14 protein-coding genes are annotated in these 15,885 nt (G+C 29.0%); 6 read left to right on the top strand and 8 right to left on the bottom strand.

Translation table 11 applies throughout. From position 1 onward, the window contains the following. Positions 1-17 precede the first annotated feature (17 nt). From QIA22_RS01795 to rdgB, 4 genes are all read right to left on the bottom strand, one after another. Positions 18-635, bottom strand: a complete 618-nt coding sequence (locus tag QIA22_RS01795) for a DedA family protein (protein WP_301611468.1) — start codon at positions 633-635, stop codon at positions 18-20. Next, complete coding sequence (gene pcsA / locus QIA22_RS01790; protein ID WP_301611467.1) at positions 632-1,336, bottom strand: phosphatidylcholine synthase; 705 nt, start codon at positions 1,334-1,336, stop codon at positions 632-634. The genes QIA22_RS01795 and pcsA overlap by 4 nt, the downstream gene beginning before the upstream one ends. 13 nt (positions 1,337-1,349) lie before the next feature. Beyond that, positions 1,350-3,122: an oligoendopeptidase F gene (gene pepF, locus QIA22_RS01785; protein WP_301611466.1), complete on the bottom strand. Its 1,773-nt coding sequence runs from the start codon at positions 3,120-3,122 to the stop codon at positions 1,350-1,352. A 119-nt stretch (positions 3,123-3,241) separates the two neighbouring features. After that, positions 3,242-3,847 (bottom strand): RdgB/HAM1 family non-canonical purine NTP pyrophosphatase, encoded by a 606-nt coding sequence (gene rdgB, locus QIA22_RS01780; protein ID WP_301611465.1) that lies wholly within the window; start codon positions 3,845-3,847, stop codon positions 3,242-3,244. A gap of 195 nt (positions 3,848-4,042) precedes the next feature. On the opposite strand from rdgB, the gene QIA22_RS01775 reads away from it, so the two are divergent. Genes QIA22_RS01775 through QIA22_RS01765 form a run of 3 tightly spaced genes read left to right on the top strand, consistent with a single transcriptional unit; the run spans position 4,043 to position 6,104 of the window. Beyond that, positions 4,043-5,068 carry a M23 family metallopeptidase gene (locus QIA22_RS01775; protein ID WP_301611464.1) on the top strand — a complete coding sequence of 342 codons (1,026 nt, stop codon included), beginning with the start codon at positions 4,043-4,045 and terminating at the stop codon, positions 5,066-5,068. Further along, entirely contained in the window at positions 5,069-5,623 is a 555-nt protein-coding gene (locus QIA22_RS01770; protein ID WP_301611463.1) for a bactofilin family protein, read from the top strand. Next, positions 5,610-6,104, top strand: a complete 495-nt coding sequence (locus QIA22_RS01765; protein ID WP_301611462.1) for a YaaR family protein — start codon at positions 5,610-5,612, stop codon at positions 6,102-6,104. Before QIA22_RS01770 ends, QIA22_RS01765 begins: the two co-directional genes overlap by 14 nt. Before the next feature lie 98 nt (positions 6,105-6,202). On the opposite strand, the gene QIA22_RS01760 is transcribed toward QIA22_RS01765, so the two are convergent. The 3 genes from QIA22_RS01760 to QIA22_RS01750 form a co-directional block, all read right to left on the bottom strand. Then, a complete protein-coding gene (locus QIA22_RS01760) occupies positions 6,203-7,786 on the bottom strand; it encodes a glycerol-3-phosphate dehydrogenase/oxidase (RefSeq protein WP_301611461.1) in 1,584 nt (527 codons plus the stop codon). A gap of 264 nt (positions 7,787-8,050) precedes the next feature. Continuing rightward, on the bottom strand, positions 8,051-9,556 hold the full coding sequence (gene glpK, locus QIA22_RS01755; RefSeq protein WP_301611460.1) for a glycerol kinase GlpK: 1,506 nt from the start codon (positions 9,554-9,556) through the stop codon (positions 8,051-8,053). A 43-nt stretch (positions 9,557-9,599) separates the two neighbouring features. After that, positions 9,600-10,364 (bottom strand): MIP/aquaporin family protein, encoded by a 765-nt coding sequence (locus tag QIA22_RS01750; RefSeq protein WP_301611459.1) that lies wholly within the window; start codon positions 10,362-10,364, stop codon positions 9,600-9,602. 408 nt (positions 10,365-10,772) lie between these two features. On the opposite strand from QIA22_RS01750, the gene QIA22_RS01745 reads away from it, so the two are divergent. Both QIA22_RS01745 and QIA22_RS01740 read left to right on the top strand, forming a co-directional pair. After that, a complete protein-coding gene (locus QIA22_RS01745) occupies positions 10,773-11,375 on the top strand; it encodes a deoxynucleoside kinase (RefSeq protein ID WP_014023488.1) in 603 nt (200 codons plus the stop codon). A 58-nt stretch (positions 11,376-11,433) separates the two neighbouring features. After that, entirely contained in the window at positions 11,434-12,204 is a 771-nt protein-coding gene (locus tag QIA22_RS01740; protein WP_301611458.1) for a hypothetical protein, read from the top strand. On the opposite strand, the gene lnt is transcribed toward QIA22_RS01740, so the two are convergent. Beyond that, on the bottom strand, positions 12,144-13,709 hold the full coding sequence (gene lnt, locus QIA22_RS01735; protein ID WP_301611457.1) for an apolipoprotein N-acyltransferase: 1,566 nt from the start codon (positions 13,707-13,709) through the stop codon (positions 12,144-12,146). The genes QIA22_RS01740 and lnt overlap by 61 nt on opposite strands. 148 nt (positions 13,710-13,857) lie before the next feature. On the opposite strand from lnt, the gene QIA22_RS01730 reads away from it, so the two are divergent. Next, entirely contained in the window at positions 13,858-15,864 is a 2,007-nt protein-coding gene (locus QIA22_RS01730) for a hypothetical protein (RefSeq protein WP_301611456.1), read from the top strand. Positions 15,865-15,885 lie beyond the last annotated feature (21 nt).

The raw sequence follows: 15,885 nt of genomic DNA, 5'->3' as shown, positions 1-15,885 counted from the left end.
ATTAACCATTATATTTTTTATTTTAAATTTTTGTCAACTTTTTTCTTTTTTTTAATTACGCAGATTATTATTATTGTTGTTGCTATTAAAGTAATAAATATTGCAAATATAATTATTTTTATTTTTGAAAATATTATTTCAAATGATTGTCCTAGTTTAAAGCTTAGGGTAAAATAAACTATTACTGAGAGCAAAGTTGCAAAAAAGTCAGAAACAATAAATAGATTGGATTTCATATTACCCATTCCTGCTGATATAAATATTGCGTTTCTAACTCCAAAGGGTATAAATCTTCCTATAAATAAAGTTAATACTCCGTATTGACCATAATAGTAATTTATTTTGTCAAGCAGGTTATTGTCTTTTTTGTTTTTAAACAATTTATTTCCCATTAATTTTCCAATGTAAAAAGATATTATATCTCCAAGATAGGCTCCCCAAAAAATTCCTAAAAATATTAATACAGTATATTCATTTTTTCTACTAGATAAAATTCCACCCATTAGTACTATTGCATCCTCAGAAATAGGAACATTAAGTCCTGCTAAAATTAGCAAAGAAAAAAATACTATTGGGGAATAAGCTATGTTTGAATCAATCGATTCTATTATTGTGTTTATATGCATTTTTATCATCTATTTCTTGTTTTATAAGTTAAATATATACTTGCTAAAGTTAAATATGCAAAGTAAAGAATAAGAACCGTTTTTGCTATTTTTAATGCTGTTGTGGACAGCTCTGAAAATATTGATACAACAAATATTAGGCAACTTATTATTGTTATTGGTATGGTAATTTTCCTTAATTCTTTGGTTTTTGATGGATAAATAAATTTTATTGGGATAAAGCTTGTTATAATACATATTGACATTGCAATAAGATTTGTTATTTGTTCCATTTTAAAGATTATGTTTAATATCACAAAGAGATTCCATAAGGAAGGAAATCCCCTAAAGTAGTTATCATTTGTTTTTGCATCTGTTCTTGAGAATTGGTACGCTGATGAGAGCAAAATTCCAATGCAAATGACGACTTTATATTTTTCTTCAATAAATTCTCCTAAATAAAAAAATATAACAGGTATGAATGTATAGTTTATGTAGTCTGTAATATTATCAAGCAGAGTGCCATCAATTTCAGGTATTAATTCTTTAACTTTAAGTTTTCTTGCCATAGTTCCGTCAATTCCATCTATTATAAGCCCTGTTACTGTTAGTTTTAAAAGAAGAGAATAATCACCATTTATAATTGAAATTATTGAGTAAAGTCCCACAATCAAGCCAGATGCTGTAAAAACATGTACAAACCAAGCTAAAATCAAATTGATATTTTTCACAGTAAATCTCCTTTTATTGGAATATTTTTTTTATCTCTTCGAGTCTACATTTGAAAATGTTAATAGTGTTTTCTATTGTTGCTTTTTTTGTTAAATCTACTCCAGTAATATTTAAGGAATCTAGTGGATATTTGGAACCACCTGTTTTTAAAAATTTTATATAATTTCCTACTGCATCTTTTTTATTTTCTTTAATATCTTTGTATATTGAAAGAGCAGCTGCAATGCCTGTAGCATATTGATACACATAAAAGGGCGAATAAAAGTGAGGGATTCTAAGGCATTCAAGGGGGCTTAATTCATCAAATTTTAGGCTAGGTCCAAAGTATTTTTTTAGCAAATTCATATAAGTTTCTATTAGTGTTTCTTTTACTACAGGCTCTTCTTTACTAATCATTTCATGGATAATGTACTCAAATTCAGCAAACATTGTTTGTCTAAAGAATGTTGAAATCATGTCGTCAATTTGTGTGAGTTTTATATATTTTATTTTTTTAGTATCGGTTTCGTTTTTAAGCAAGTATTCTGCTAATATTTGTTCGTTGATTATTGATGCTATTTCTGCTTCAAAAATGGAATAATTGTAGTGCGGGAATGGGTTATTTTTTATACTAAAGTAAGAGTGCATTGAATGCCCTGCTTCGTGTGCAAGCGTAAACATATCTCTTATTGATTCGTCTTTGTAATTAAGAAGTATATAAGGTTTGCCGTTGTATGATCCGGCGCTAAAAGCCCCCGATCTTTTTCCAGTATTCTCGTATTTATCAACCCATCTTTCTTTCAAAAGACCGTTTCTTAAGATTTTTGTATATTCATTTCCTAGTACTTCTAAAGATTTTAATATCTTTTCACAAGCTTCTTCAAATGAATTTTTAAATGTTATTCCTTTTGTTAATGGCACGTAAACATCGTAGTGATATAGATATTCTTGGTTTAAAACTTTTTTTCTAAACTCATAATAGTCATTAAGCACAGATAAATTTTCATTGACCGTTTCGATTAAATTTGTATAAACTTTTTTATCAATATTGTTTGAAAAGAGTTGCATTGAAAAAGTATTTTGAAACTTTCTTGTCTTTGCAATAAAATGACTTTTCTTAAAGTCTGATATAATAAGATTGGCAAGTGTATTCTCATTATTTTTGTATTTTTGATAAAATCTTAAAAAAGCTTCTTTTCGTATTTTTTGATCTTCGTTTTGTAGAAATAGTGTGTAGGTGGAATTGGTTAAAGGATGTCCATTAATTTCTCCAAATTCCATATCAGCATTTGTTAGTGCTGAGAATATGTTTTGATAAGATGAATAAAGAGGGGTGTAGTTAGCAAGTATTTTTTCTTCTTGTTCGCTTAAAATATGACTTTTTTCTCTTAGTATTTTTTCAATTGCAATTTTTTTATCCTTAAGCTCTGGATCATTTATCCAAGCTTGAATTTTTTTTTCGTTTGTTTTTAGTATTTTAGGCATGAAGTATGAGGTAGCATCAGATACTTTTGTAGCTAAATTGACACATATAGAGTATATTTTGTTTGAATCTGTATTGGTTACATCTGTTTCTAATTGAAGCATTGCATAGTAAGAAACTTTCTCTAAATCTTCCATGATTTCGTAGTAGTTGTTTAAAGTTTCTTTAAATAACTCAAAATTTAATTCCAGTTTTTCATATTTTTTAAATTCTTTGGTTTTAATTTCAATAGCATTGATTGCTTTTGTATATTCTTCTTCATTTGCAAATAGAAAAGATAAATCCCATTTATCATTCTCATTGATTTCATTTCTATTTATCACTAAATTCTCCTCGATCTTTTTTTATTGTTTTGAAAGAAATAATAAGTCTAAATTTTATAAACATTGTGCTTTTTATTTTACAATAAAGTCTAAACTTTATATATAAAAGGCCTTTAAGATTAACTGTTGAATAAAGATTCTAATAAAAATTTTTTAAATTTTAAAAATGCTATTCCTCGATGGGATATTTTATTTTTTTCTTCGAGTGTTAGATCGCTAAGTTTTTTATTATTTTTAGTTAAAAATATTGAATCATAACCAAATCCATAGTTTTTCTTGTTATTTAAACTTAGGGCAATTTCTCCCTTAATAATTCCTTCAAAATTTAATATTTGTCCATTTTTTGATATATAGCTTATGTTGCATATAAAATATGCTTTTCTGTTTTTTTCATTTTTCATTAAGTCTAAAATTAGTTGATTTTTTTCATTAGTGCTTAATTTTTTACATACTTTATAAGTATCGTATCTTTTAGAGTAAATTCCAGGTTCCAAGTTTAGTGCTTCAATGCACAGTCCAGAATCTTCTCCGAAAACATTTTGATTTTTATTTAAAATTTCAAACAGTGCTTTTGCTTTAAGCAAAGAGTTTTCTTTAAATGTTTTTCCTGTTTCTTTTATGTTAAAATTTTGAGGGGCTATTAAGTTTAAATTAGGTATATCTAATATATTTTTTACTTCATTTATTTTATTTTCATTTGTTGTTGCAAAAAATAGTGTTTTCATCTATATAATAATAAAGTATTTATGAGTTTAATTGTATAATTATATTGGTTTTAAGTATTATTCTTTTTAATTTTGTTTATTTATTAAGTATTTTTGTACCAGGTTTTTATCGAAAAATTTGGATTTTTATCTAAGGGATTAAAATAAATTTTTAATTTTTTTGTTTGAGTATGGTAATTTTTGATAAGGTTTGTTATGAAGAAAAGAATTAAATTTAAGATTATTTTGGGTTTTAAAGGAATTTTAAAGTTTTTTTTAGCTATTTATAATTCTTTTTTTATAGCCCTTAAAGTCATACATTCTTTTTTTAAGCAAAATATTAGCTTTATTATCATTCCCCATGTTAAAGGGAATGTAAAAAATATTAAAATTTCTTTTTTGACTTTATTTTTCTTTTCTACTTTTTTTTTAGGCGGGTTTATAGGGTTTGTTTTGCTTGCCGTTAATTATGTTACTCTCTCATCAATTGTCAAATCTACAGAAAAAAATTACTCTTTAGCAGAATCTGAGATTGAAGATTTTAGAAATACAGTTGTAGAAATTAATTCTGTTGCAAAAAATTTTTCTAAAGTTTTAGATGAGCTTAAAACCTCTTTAAAAATCAATTCTAATGGTATTGATTTAAATAAAAATAAACTAGATGGAGATCTTTCTGATTTTATTGATTTGCAAATTTTAGAAGCCAATTCAATAAAAGAGCTTAGCGATCTTAAAAATATTAAAAGCAAAATAGAAAGCTCAATTCCTCCTCTTAAAAGCATAGTTAAGGTCTTGCACGCTCAAGACAAACTTTTAAATGATATTCCTTCTCTTTGGCCTCTTGCTGGTGGAGCTGGAATTATTACTTTGCATTTTGGCCCCGCTATTGAGCCTTTTACTAGGCAGTGGTATATTCACAAAGGTATAGATCTTGGGGGAGTTAGAATTGGAACTCCTATTGTTGCAACTGCTGACGGGGAAGTTGTTAGGGCAAGTTATCAGTCAGCAGGCTATGGCAATTTTGTTCAAATTAAGCATAAGTATGGGCTTGCGACTCTTTATGCACATATGTCGCGTCTTAATACTTCTAAAGGGTCTTATGTTAAAAAGGGGCAGATAATTGGGTTTATGGGGCAGACAGGTTATGCAACAGGCCCACATGTTCATTATGAGGTTCGTGTAGGTTCTCAAGTTATTAATCCCGATATGTATTTAAATTTAGCAACAGGAGCTTCGCAATAGATGTTAAATTTTTTGACTGTGAAAAAAGAAAGAAAAGCCCCGTCTTTGTTTATTTTTGATGAAATAAAAACAATAGTGGGTGTTGGTGATTTTTTTAAAGGAGATTTGGTTTCAAATAATTTTATTCGGCTTGATGGCGATTTTATGGGCACTATTAGCTCTACGAAAAGAGTAATTATTGGAGAGAGTGGTAGAGTTAAATCTAGCATTGATGCTAATGAACTTGTTATTTCTGGAATGGTTGTGGGCAATATTTATGCTAAAAGCAAGATTAAAATATTTGCATCGGGGTGTGTTATTGGAAATATTTCTTGTAAATCGATTGAAGTTGAAGAAGGCGCTATTATTGATGGATATATGGATATTGGTGCTGAGTATCTTAGAGCTCCTGAAAGAAATACATTTTTTTATACTGGTTCTTACAAGGTCAACGAAGATCTTTTAATTGAAATCAATAAGGAACATCAAGAAGAAAAAAAATCTTTTCAACTTTTAGAAGGCAAAGATGATAAATATTTTTCAAGTGTTGTGAACAAAATAGATGAAAGTAAATAATTTAATTGCTGGGGCATTAAATCTTAATTCAAAAGATTATAAAAAAAGTGGCAAAAAGGTATCTTTTGAAAAGAACAATCTTTTTTCTTCGGTGTTTCAGACCGAAAGTGTTAAAGAGGATAAACATTTTATTTTACTTGAAAATGGAGAATTTAATCTTGATTTAATTAAAAGTATGTTAGATGGAATTAATGAGACTGGCGAGAGACTTTTGAGTGAGCCCTCCAGGCAAAATGTGATTTTTTACAAAAAAGTTATTTCAGAGTTTATATCCATTATTATATCATCTTCTGTTTGCTTGAAAGAACAAAAAGGGGGAAGTTTGGGAGATCCTAAACGTCCTAAGTATAGAATTATTAAAATTATTAACGACAAGTTGGATAGACTTGCTTATTCTGTTTTACAAAATCAAATGACCCAGATTAAACTTTTAGATAGTATTGAAGAGATTCAAGGCTTGCTTGTGAATTTGCTAATGTGAATTGGGTTTAAGAATTTTAATATTTTAATATTTTAAGTTTTAAATTAAAAGGGATTGTTAAACAATCCCTTTGTTTAATAGCATGAATTAAATTAATTTTAAATTATATATTTTTTACTTATTTCTAAAAAGCTTTTTATTTGTTCATTTTTCCACTCTTCAGATTTATTTAATTTTTTCATCATTATTTCAGCAACTCTTGGAGCAGCCTCAATTGTGGCTTGAGGATTTAAAGGTAGCGATCTTGTTCTTCTTACTAAAACATCCTCAATCGTTTTGGCTTGCTCAAAGTCAATTGAAAAAGCTATTTGAGCTTCATTTAAATCTAAGTTTTCGTGTATTTTTTTGTCAAAACCCTGCATATTTTTTAGAATTTCAAAGTCGCTACCATAAGCTCTAAAAGGTTCAGGAATTTTCATTGCCTCTTCTTTTTTAAGATAACCGTGTAACTTTAAATCTTCTGTAGTTGATGCACAATTTGGTATTAAATTTTTTTCTATTGCCTTAAGCAAGGTTTTTTCTGCCATTTTTCTGTATGTAGTATATTTGCCCCCTGCTATTGTAATAAGATTTGAATCCGATATAAATATTTTTTCATTTCTTGAGATTTTTGAAGTGTTTCCCTTAGCTTTTGGATCCATTATTAATGGTCTTATTCCGGTATATACGCTTTTTACATCAGATTTTTCTATTTTAATATTTAAATAGTCATTTAAATTATTTATTATAAAGTCAATCTCTTCGTCAAATCTTTTAGGTTCTTCTTCTATTTCTTTTATTGGAATGTCAGTGCTTCCACAAACAACACCATCATGCCAAGGAATAGCGAATAAAATCCTATTATCACTAGTTTTAGGTATTAATATTGCATGATTTTGGGGAAATTTGTCTTTTTTGATTATTAAATGGCTACCTTGGGAAGGTTTGATAATGTTTAAGGCTTTTTCATCATCCAGCTTTCTTATTTCATCTGAAAATATTCCTGTTGCGTTTATTATACATTTGCTTTTTAATGAAATTTGTTCTTTTGATAATTTGTTTTGTATGAGAACCCCCGAAAGTTTTCCGTTTTCTTTGTTGAATTTTTTAAGTTCTGTATAGTTAAGGGCAATACCTCCTTTTTCGGTAAAAGTTCTTAACAATGTTATTGCCATTCTAGCATCATCGAATGAATCGTCGTAATATAGAACAGAGCATTTAAGGCCTTCTGTTTTAATATTAGGAGCTTTTTCAATGGTAGATTTTTTGGATAGTAATTTAGTTTTGTATTTGGCCGTTTTTTCTTTACCCATAAGATTGTGGTAATAAATTAATCCAAAATAATAATAAGGTATTTCTAAAACATTATAAATAGGGGTGATAAGTGCGCATTCGTTAATTAAGTGAGGTGCATTTTTCTCAAGAATGGCTTTTTCGTGTAAAGCTTCTTTAACTAAAGAAATATTCCATTGGGCCAAATATCTTACTCCGCCGTGAATTAATTTGCTTGACCTAGAGGAAGTGCCTTTTGCATAATCAAATTTTTCTATAAGTATTGTTTTATATCCCCTTGTAATTGCGTCTACTGCAATGCCAAGCCCTGTTGCGCCTCCTCCAATTATTATAAGATCAAATTCTTGATTTTCAAGATCTTTTAATTTTGTTTCTTTGTTATTATCCATGAAATTTAAATATTCCTCCATTTTGGTTAATTTCTTTTCTTTTTAGTTAAATACTAGATTTAAGAAATTCGAAAAGACCATTTGTTTTAATTTTATTGAATAGCACTATAGACCAATTGCGCTGATAAATTTTTCAATTTTTTGTGCTTTTTCTTTAGATTTAATATGATATTAATCATTTTTTGTATTACTCCAATGAATTGGACCTTTTTATAAACTTTGGGCAGTTTATTTCTTGAATGCATGCACAATATCAATAGATATTCAAAGTCTTGTTTTGAACTTTTATAGACCATTAGAATTCTGTATCCAGGATTTTGATTTTTCAATTGCTCTGTTCCAATTCCCAAGAAGCATTTCTTTTTGATTTTTAGGCATTGAAGGTTCAAATATTTTATCTACTTGCCAAAGGCTTATAATTTCTTCTGCGCTTTGCCAATAACCTGTTGCAAGTCCTGCAAGGTAGGCAGCCCCAAGAGCGGTTGTTTCTGTTATTTTTGGTCTTACGACTTTGCATTCTAAAAGATCAGCTTGAAATTGCATTAATAGATTGTTTTGACTTGCTCCCCCGTCTACTCTTAATTCTTGAATTTCAAAGTTGGAAATGGATTTTTTCATGGCATTTAGTATATCAAAACTTTGAAATGCGATGCTCTCAAGAGCAGCTCTTGTAATGTGAGCTTTTGTTGACCCTCTTGTTATTCCGATGATTGTTCCTCTTGCATAAGAATCCCAATGGGGTGCACCAAGCCCAACAAATGCTGGCACAAAATAAACTCCACCATTATCTAAGACAGAGCTTGCTAATGCTTCTGCATCTGAGCTTTTTCTGAAAAATTCAAGGCCGTCTCTTAACCACTGAACTACAGCTCCGCCAATAAAAACACTTCCTTCAAGAACATAAGTTACAGAATTTTTTCTTCCCCATGCAATTGAAGTTAAAAGCTTGTCATGACTAATGATTGGTTCTTTTCCTATATTGACTGTTAAAAAGCAACCAGTTCCATAGGTGTTTTTGGCCATACCTTTTTTAAGACAGGCTTGTCCAAATGTTGCTGCAAATTGATCTCCAGCAATTCCTGCGATAGGAATTTCTGCTCCAAATAGTGATTTGTCTGTTTTGCCATATATTGTAGAACTTTCTTTAAGCTCAGGCAAAATTGCTTTTGGAATATTTAATATGCTTAAAAGTTCATCATCCCACTTTAATGTTTTAATGTTTAATAATAATGTTCTTGAAGCATTAGAGTAATCAGTTGCATGTTCTTTTTTTTGAGTCAGATTCCACAATATCCATGTATCTATTGTTCCAAAGCACAATTCGCCATTTTCAGCTTTTTGTCTGGCACCTTCTATATTATCCAAGATCCACATTATTTTTGTTCCACTAAAATAAGAATCTAGTACCAAGCCTGTTTTTTCCAAAATAATTTTATCTTTTCCTTGGTGTTTTAATTGGTCACAAATTTTTGCAGTTCTTCTGTCTTGCCACACTATTGCATTATAGATGGGCTTTCCTGTATTTTTTTCCCATACAACTGTAGTTTCTCTTTGATTGGTTATTCCAATAGCATCAACTTCATTTGGCAAAATTCTTGCATTTGCCATAGCTTCTGTTATAACTCCAAGTTGTGACCCCCATATTTCGTTAGGATCATGTTCCACCCAACTTGGTTGTGGATAAATTTGAGTAAATTCTTTTTGAGCAAACCCTTTTATGTTTGCATTTTTGTCAAATATCATTGCTCTTGAGCTAGTAGTACCTTGATCAATAGATAAAATGTATTTCATAGTTTTTTCCTTTTTTCTTTAATAAAGATAAATATCTTTTCTTTTAGTCTTTGTTATTTTTTAGTGTAAATTCGTAAATTGTAGCTCCCAAAATTGCTCCAATTATTGGGCCGATTATTGGTACAATAAATATACTAAGGTTGTTAAAGCCGTGATTTTTAAATCCGGCAAATAAGAGTAAAAGTCTTGGCCCCAGATCCCTTGCAGGATTAATAGCATAACCGTTCATTCCCCCAAAACTTATTCCTATTGATAAAACTACTGCTCCTATAATAAATGGAATAAATGGATTATCGCTGTGTTTTTTTGTAAAATCTCCAACAACAGAAATTAAAAACATTAGTAAAAAAGTTCCAAAAATTTGGTCAATAAATCCAGGCAAAAATCCAGGAATAGCAGGGAAGGTTGCCATTATTCCTTGAGTATTTTCAAGCCCAGGGTCCATTTCTATCCATTTAGGATAAAATACGACAAGTGTCATTAATGCACCTGTAAATGCTCCTAATATTTGCGCCACAATGTAATGTAAAAGTTTTGAAACGGGAAATTTTCCAGTACTTGCCAATCCTATGCTAACAGCCGGATTTAGATGTGCTCCGCTTATTCTTGCTGCTGTATAAATACCAAACGTTACACCCAATCCCCATCCAAATACTATATTTGTATATCCGCCTTTTATTATTTCTCCTGGTACTTCGGGGCTTGAGGGAAATAATACTGTCATTGCAACAGATCCAGTTCCTAAAGCCAATAGGATGAATGTTCCCAAAAATTCCGATATAAATTCTTGGAATTTTGTATAATTCATAATTATATCTCCTTATTTTTATAACAATTTTTATTTTTTCTTAAAAGTTTTAATTTTTGATTTTTGAATTCGAATATATTAAATTTTTTAATTAAATTTTACTGTGTTTTTTGCAAGATGGTTAGAATTTTTATATTTTAGCCTTTTTCACTAAAAATAATTAATTTTTTTAATAAAAGTTTTATTAAAATTATATTTAATATCTTATTTTTAATTAAGATTAATGTCAATAATTTAAAAATTTTAATTTTTAAATTGTGAATTTCTTTTTTGAAATTTGTTTAAGGATTTTTTATTTTATATTAAAATTTTTACATTGGATTTTTTAATTAATGAAGTTTTATTTTTTAGTAATTCTTTTTTTAGCTTATTTGTGAATTTATTTAAGTTATTTTGGAGGTAGACTTGGTGATTGTAATAGAAGGTTTAATTGGGGTAGGAAAAACTACTCTTGGAAATATTTTATCAAGGGAGTTGGAAGTTCCTTTTTACAGTGAACTGAATAATGATTTTACTTTAGCTGTATTGGACAAATTTTATAAGGATAAATCCAGATGGGCATTTCCAGTTCAAATTAATTTTCTTAATGAGAGGTTTAAATTAATAAAAGGTGTATTTAGAACAAAAGGGGGCATATTAGACAGATCTATTTATGGTGATTGTGTATTTGCGTCTCTTTTAAATTGTGATGGGCACATTTCTGATGAGGAGTATAAAATATATATCGATCTTCTTGACAATATGCTTGAACATTCTCAGCGACCAAGTTTGCTTGTTTACCTTGATTGTAGTATTGATGAGGTTGAGCGCAGAATTAAAAATAGAAATAGAAGCTTTGAAATGAATATTCCCAGAGATTATCTTGAGGGGCTTAATAGGAAATATTTAAAGTGGTACGATGAATACAACTTGTCGTCAAAAATAAAATTTTCTTACGATAATATAAATATTTTTAGTGAAGAAGATAAGAATAAAGTGATTTCTTTAATTAGAGATAAACTTGTATTATAATTATTTATAGTGGATTGACATTCTTTTATTTTAAGGTTGAGTGTTAATGGAGGTTCTTATGAGAAGATTATTTCTTCTATATTTTTTATGTTCTTTTGTTTTTTTAAATTTGTTTGCTCAAGGTGGTTCTTCTTATGTTGATAAGCAAAAAGAGCTTGCTATTTTTTATTACGAGGTTGGCCAAAGATATATAAACGTTGGTAAAGTTAAAAAGGGAAAGCTTTTTCAAGCAAAAGCTTTAAAAATTTATCCAGATTTGAAAAAGGGAGTTAATATTAAGCTTGCGGTTAAAGAGCTTGATGCTAGGATTAAGGATGACAATTCCAAGGTTGTTATGCTTGAGGATGTTAAGCTTGAAGAGATACCTGGAATAGTGCACGAAAAAATAGAAATCAATGAGTTTACAAATGCTCCTAAAATAGAATATATTGCTCAAAAAGAGAGAATCAAAAATCAAGATAAAATTATTAAGTTTCAATTTGGAAAGTTTGCAAGAGCTTTAATTTCTAGAAACTTTGATTTGTTTGATTCTGTTATTGCAGATAAAGTTAATGTCATGGGCCAATTTGAATCAAAAGATGATTTTATATCAACTTTATCAAGCGCTTCATCTAAGGCTAATGCTGATGAGTTAGAGTATTTGTCAGTTGATGATTATTACGATTTAAAGTCTTTGAAAATTTCAAAATCAAACGATACTTCTTTTTCTGTTAATGTAAATGCCAAAAAAAATGATGTTACTAAAAATTTTCCATTTTGGAAAGAACGTCAGACTTTGATTTTTACTAAAAAGGATGATAATAATTGGTTTTTGTCTTCTATAAATTGAAATCTTAGTGTTGTGATTAAAAACATCATCACCAATATATGTATAAACAAGTCTCCAATTTTTTCATAAATGGTTGTAAATGTTGGGGACAGTTTTACGGTTGATAATAAGTATCCTTTTTTAAAAGTTTCTAATCTTTTGATGCTTTCTCCGTATTCGTTGATAACAGTAGTAATTCCTGAATTTGTAGCTCTAATAGTTTTGATTCCGTTTTCAATGCTTCTAAATTTAGCCACAACAAAGTGTTGCCATTCTGCTGAATTTGTTTTTGACCAAGAATCGTTTGAAAAATTTAACAATGTATTAGCGCCTTGGGTTTTATAAAACCTTGAAAGTTCTGGAAATGCATCGTCATAACAGATTAAGGGAGCAAATTTAAACTTTTTCAATTTTAATATTTCAATTTTATTTCCTTCAATCTGTCCCAAAATTCTAAAATTTTTTAAAAAAAAGTTTTTTACAAATTCATATTCGTAAAATGGAATTTTTTCTGCAAAAGGGACTAAGAATATTTTAGAGTATATGTTTGCAATGTTAAGGTTTGGCTCTATCATATAAATAGAATTTTGTTGAATCCCTATAGTTTTGTTCACATTTGAGGGAGCTCCAATAGCAAATGGGATTTTTCGTTCTTTTATAAAATTTTTAAGCTCATTATGCAAATCAGAGCTTTTAAAGTACCGATCTTCTTCGCTAAAAGGATAGGTTAGTACCCCTTCGCTCCAGATTACAAATTCTATTTTTGGATTTTCTTTTAAAGCTTGTTCTGTAATTTCAATAGAATCTCTTATTCCTTTTTTGTCATTTCCTGGCAACCATGGATCAGTGTTCAGCTGAATAGCTGCAATGTTTAGACTGTCTATTTCTTTTGCTAATAAGCTTTTTAGCTCTGTTTTTTTAAGCATTCCGTAAATAAAAGATGTTGTTATTAATAATATTGGAAGTGTTATGTTTAGTAAATTTGTTTTGTTTTTATGGATTAGAAAGTCTGCAATTCCTGAGTTTGAAAGGTAGACTACAAATGATACAAAAAATACACCAAAAATGTCTGCTACTTGAATTAAATTATTGAAGTTATTTACAGTAAAGGCCGCAAGCCCCCAGGGATATGCTAAAAATCCAATTGATCTTGAGTAATCATAAAATGTAAAAAGCATTGTTATACTCATGGCTTTATTTTTAAAGCTTTTTAAAGAATAATAAAGGAAATAGCCCAAAGTTAATGAATATGGAATGTACCCTATTACCACTCCTATGAATGTAATCCATCCAAATGCATGAAAAAATCCAAGCCAAAAATTTTGCAAGCTGTTGGCTATTATGAAGTAAAATACCGTTAATCCTATTAATGTTTTTTTATCTTCTAGTTTACTTAAAGCTATAAAAAGTGGTACATAAGCAACAAATCCCAGGATTGAATATCCGGTTTCTTTAATTTCATTTGGAATTGCAAGTGTTGTAAGAATTCCTGAAAATGCGGCTAGGCAAAAGCATCTAGTTTTCATTTTTCCTCTTTTTTACTATTATTAGTAACATAATGGTGTAATATGTTTAACATTATCATTAATAATTTTATATGATAGTATTAATTTTTTTGTATTATTTTTTAGAAAATTTACGCTTATAATAGGTCTTTAAAGAGTAAAGGGGATTATGTTAATTTTTGGTTTTATTGGTTTGTTTTTTTTAAATATTTTTAGTTTGCATGCTCAAGGAATAGTTACCAATAAAGATGCTCAAGAAGAGTTTAAATGGGCTCTTAATTCTTATAATAATGGAATTTATGATGATGCTCTTTTATCTTTTAAAAAAATGTTAAGCTTTGATCCTAATAATCTTGATTATCATTTTTGGACTGGCAATGTTTATTATAGATTGGGTTACGTTGAAGAAGCTTTAATGGAATGGAGAAATTTAAAAGATCAAGGTTATAAGGTTCCCTATCTTAGACATTTGATTTCTACTATTGAGCAAAGGAGGGGTATTTTTTCAAATTATGAACTTAATTTTAAAAAACTTGTAAAAGTTGCCTCTCTTGATAATTCTATTTATAAAAGGCCGCACGGGTATCAGATTACATCTTTGAGGGCTGATAAGTACGGCGGATATTATGCTGCTAACTTTGTAGGTAATGAAATATTGTATTTTGATGTTAATAATAATGTTAATACTTTAGTTAAAGATGGCTTTAGTTATTTAAAATCACCTTATGATGTTATTGAAGCTAATAATTTGCTTTATGTGACTCTTTATTCAAGTGATGAAATTGGTGTTTATGACAAGGTTCTTGGAGTTAAAAGGAAATCTATTGGGAGAAAGGGTACAAAAGATGGGGAATTGCTTGCTCCTCAGTATATGGCTATTGATAAGAGAAACTATATTTATGTAAGCGAATGGGGAAATAAAAGAGTAAGTAAGTTTGGGCTTGAGGGTGATTTTATTTTGCATTTTGGCTCTAGGACTTCAGGCTATAAGGGTCTTTTAGGTCCCACAGGCATTGCGTATTTGAATGAAAACATTTATGTTGCAGATTCTCTGAGGAATACCATTGAAGTTTTTGATACCAGTGGTAATCATTTATATTCAGTTTTTACTTCTATTGAGGGAATAGAGGGGCTTAGTAGTGATTTTGTCGGTAATAATGTTATAGTATCCTCAAAAGATGGTGTTTATAAATATAATATTGCTAAAAAGACAATTACAAAAATTTTAAAAGCAGACAAAATGAATTCTAAAATTTCTTCATCTATTTTGGATGCCAATTATCAGATGATTGTCTCAGATTTTAATAATGCCAAGGTTTCAGTTTACAAGAGTGATTCAAGTCTTTATGACAGCTTAAATGTTGATGTTAGGAGAATAGTTAGGCTTGGGGGGCCTAAAATTTACGTTGAGCTTAATGTTAGCAGTAAAAGCGGATTACCAGTTGTTGGACTTAAAAGTGAAAATTTTTCAATTTCAAATGAAAATTATTACATTGTCAATCCTAAGGTAGCATATAATGTAAATGCTTCAAAAGACATTAATATAGCAGTTGTTTTTGATAAATCTTCTTATATGAAAAAATATGATCTAGATCAAATTGTAGGTTTGAATGCTTTAATGGAGTTATCAAAAAATAAAAACTTTAGTTTTATAAATGCAACAAGTGTGCCTATTATAGATAATATTGAAAGCTTGACAAATAGCATTAGAAATACAAGTTCTCTTGGTCCTTATAGTACAGATGCTGTAAAAACAGACGTTAGTTTGAAGTTGGCAGGTTCTGGGCTTATGTCAAAAAGCTCAAGAAGAGCAGTAGTTTATTTTAGTGGTGGTATTTTAAATCGCAAAGCTTTTGAAAAGTACTCTTTAGATACAATAGTAAGCTATTATAAAAATAATGATATAAGGTTTTACTTAATACTATTTGGCAATGATCCTGTTAATAGTAAGCTTCAGTATTTGGTTAATGAAACAGGCGGTGCCATAATTCCTTTTTCATCTTATGAAGGAGTATCTAAAGTTTATGATTTAATTTTAGAGCAAAAAACAGGTACTTATTTGTTGGAATATTATTATCCAGGCCCTCAAGAGCCTAATAAATATTTTAATTTATCTGTTGAGGCAAATATAAATCAACAGACAGGAAGAGGGGAGTTTGCATATTTTATTAATTAGATTGCTTTTTGATTTTATTAG

The organism is Borreliella kurtenbachii (assembly GCF_030437945.2).
Lineage (GTDB): Bacteria > Spirochaetota > Spirochaetia > Borreliales > Borreliaceae > Borreliella > Borreliella carolinensis.
The sequence above is the reverse complement of the archived record's forward strand: the minus strand, read 5'-3'. Positions and strand labels throughout refer to the sequence as shown.

Excerpts from the sequence above, each read along its gene's own strand:
- QIA22_RS01730 (WP_301611456.1), top strand. The coding sequence starts at position 13,858 with ATGTTAATTTTTGGTTTTATTGGTTTGTTTTTTTTAAATATTTTTAGT.
- QIA22_RS01795 (WP_301611468.1), bottom strand. The coding sequence starts at position 635 with ATGATAAAAATGCATATAAACACAATAATAGAATCGATTGATTCAAAC.
- rdgB (WP_301611465.1), bottom strand. The coding sequence starts at position 3,847 with ATGAAAACACTATTTTTTGCAACAACAAATGAAAATAAAATAAATGAA.
- QIA22_RS01775 (WP_301611464.1), top strand. The coding sequence starts at position 4,043 with ATGAAGAAAAGAATTAAATTTAAGATTATTTTGGGTTTTAAAGGAATT.
- lnt (WP_301611457.1), bottom strand. The coding sequence starts at position 13,709 with ATGAAAACTAGATGCTTTTGCCTAGCCGCATTTTCAGGAATTCTTACA.
- QIA22_RS01760 (WP_301611461.1), bottom strand. The coding sequence starts at position 7,786 with ATGGAGGAATATTTAAATTTCATGGATAATAACAAAGAAACAAAATTA.
- QIA22_RS01770 (WP_301611463.1), top strand. The coding sequence starts at position 5,069 with ATGTTAAATTTTTTGACTGTGAAAAAAGAAAGAAAAGCCCCGTCTTTG.
- QIA22_RS01750 (WP_301611459.1), bottom strand. The coding sequence starts at position 10,364 with ATGAATTATACAAAATTCCAAGAATTTATATCGGAATTTTTGGGAACA.
- glpK (WP_301611460.1), bottom strand. The coding sequence starts at position 9,556 with ATGAAATACATTTTATCTATTGATCAAGGTACTACTAGCTCAAGAGCA.
- QIA22_RS01765 (WP_301611462.1), top strand. The coding sequence starts at position 5,610 with ATGAAAGTAAATAATTTAATTGCTGGGGCATTAAATCTTAATTCAAAA.
- QIA22_RS01740 (WP_301611458.1), top strand. The coding sequence starts at position 11,434 with ATGAGAAGATTATTTCTTCTATATTTTTTATGTTCTTTTGTTTTTTTA.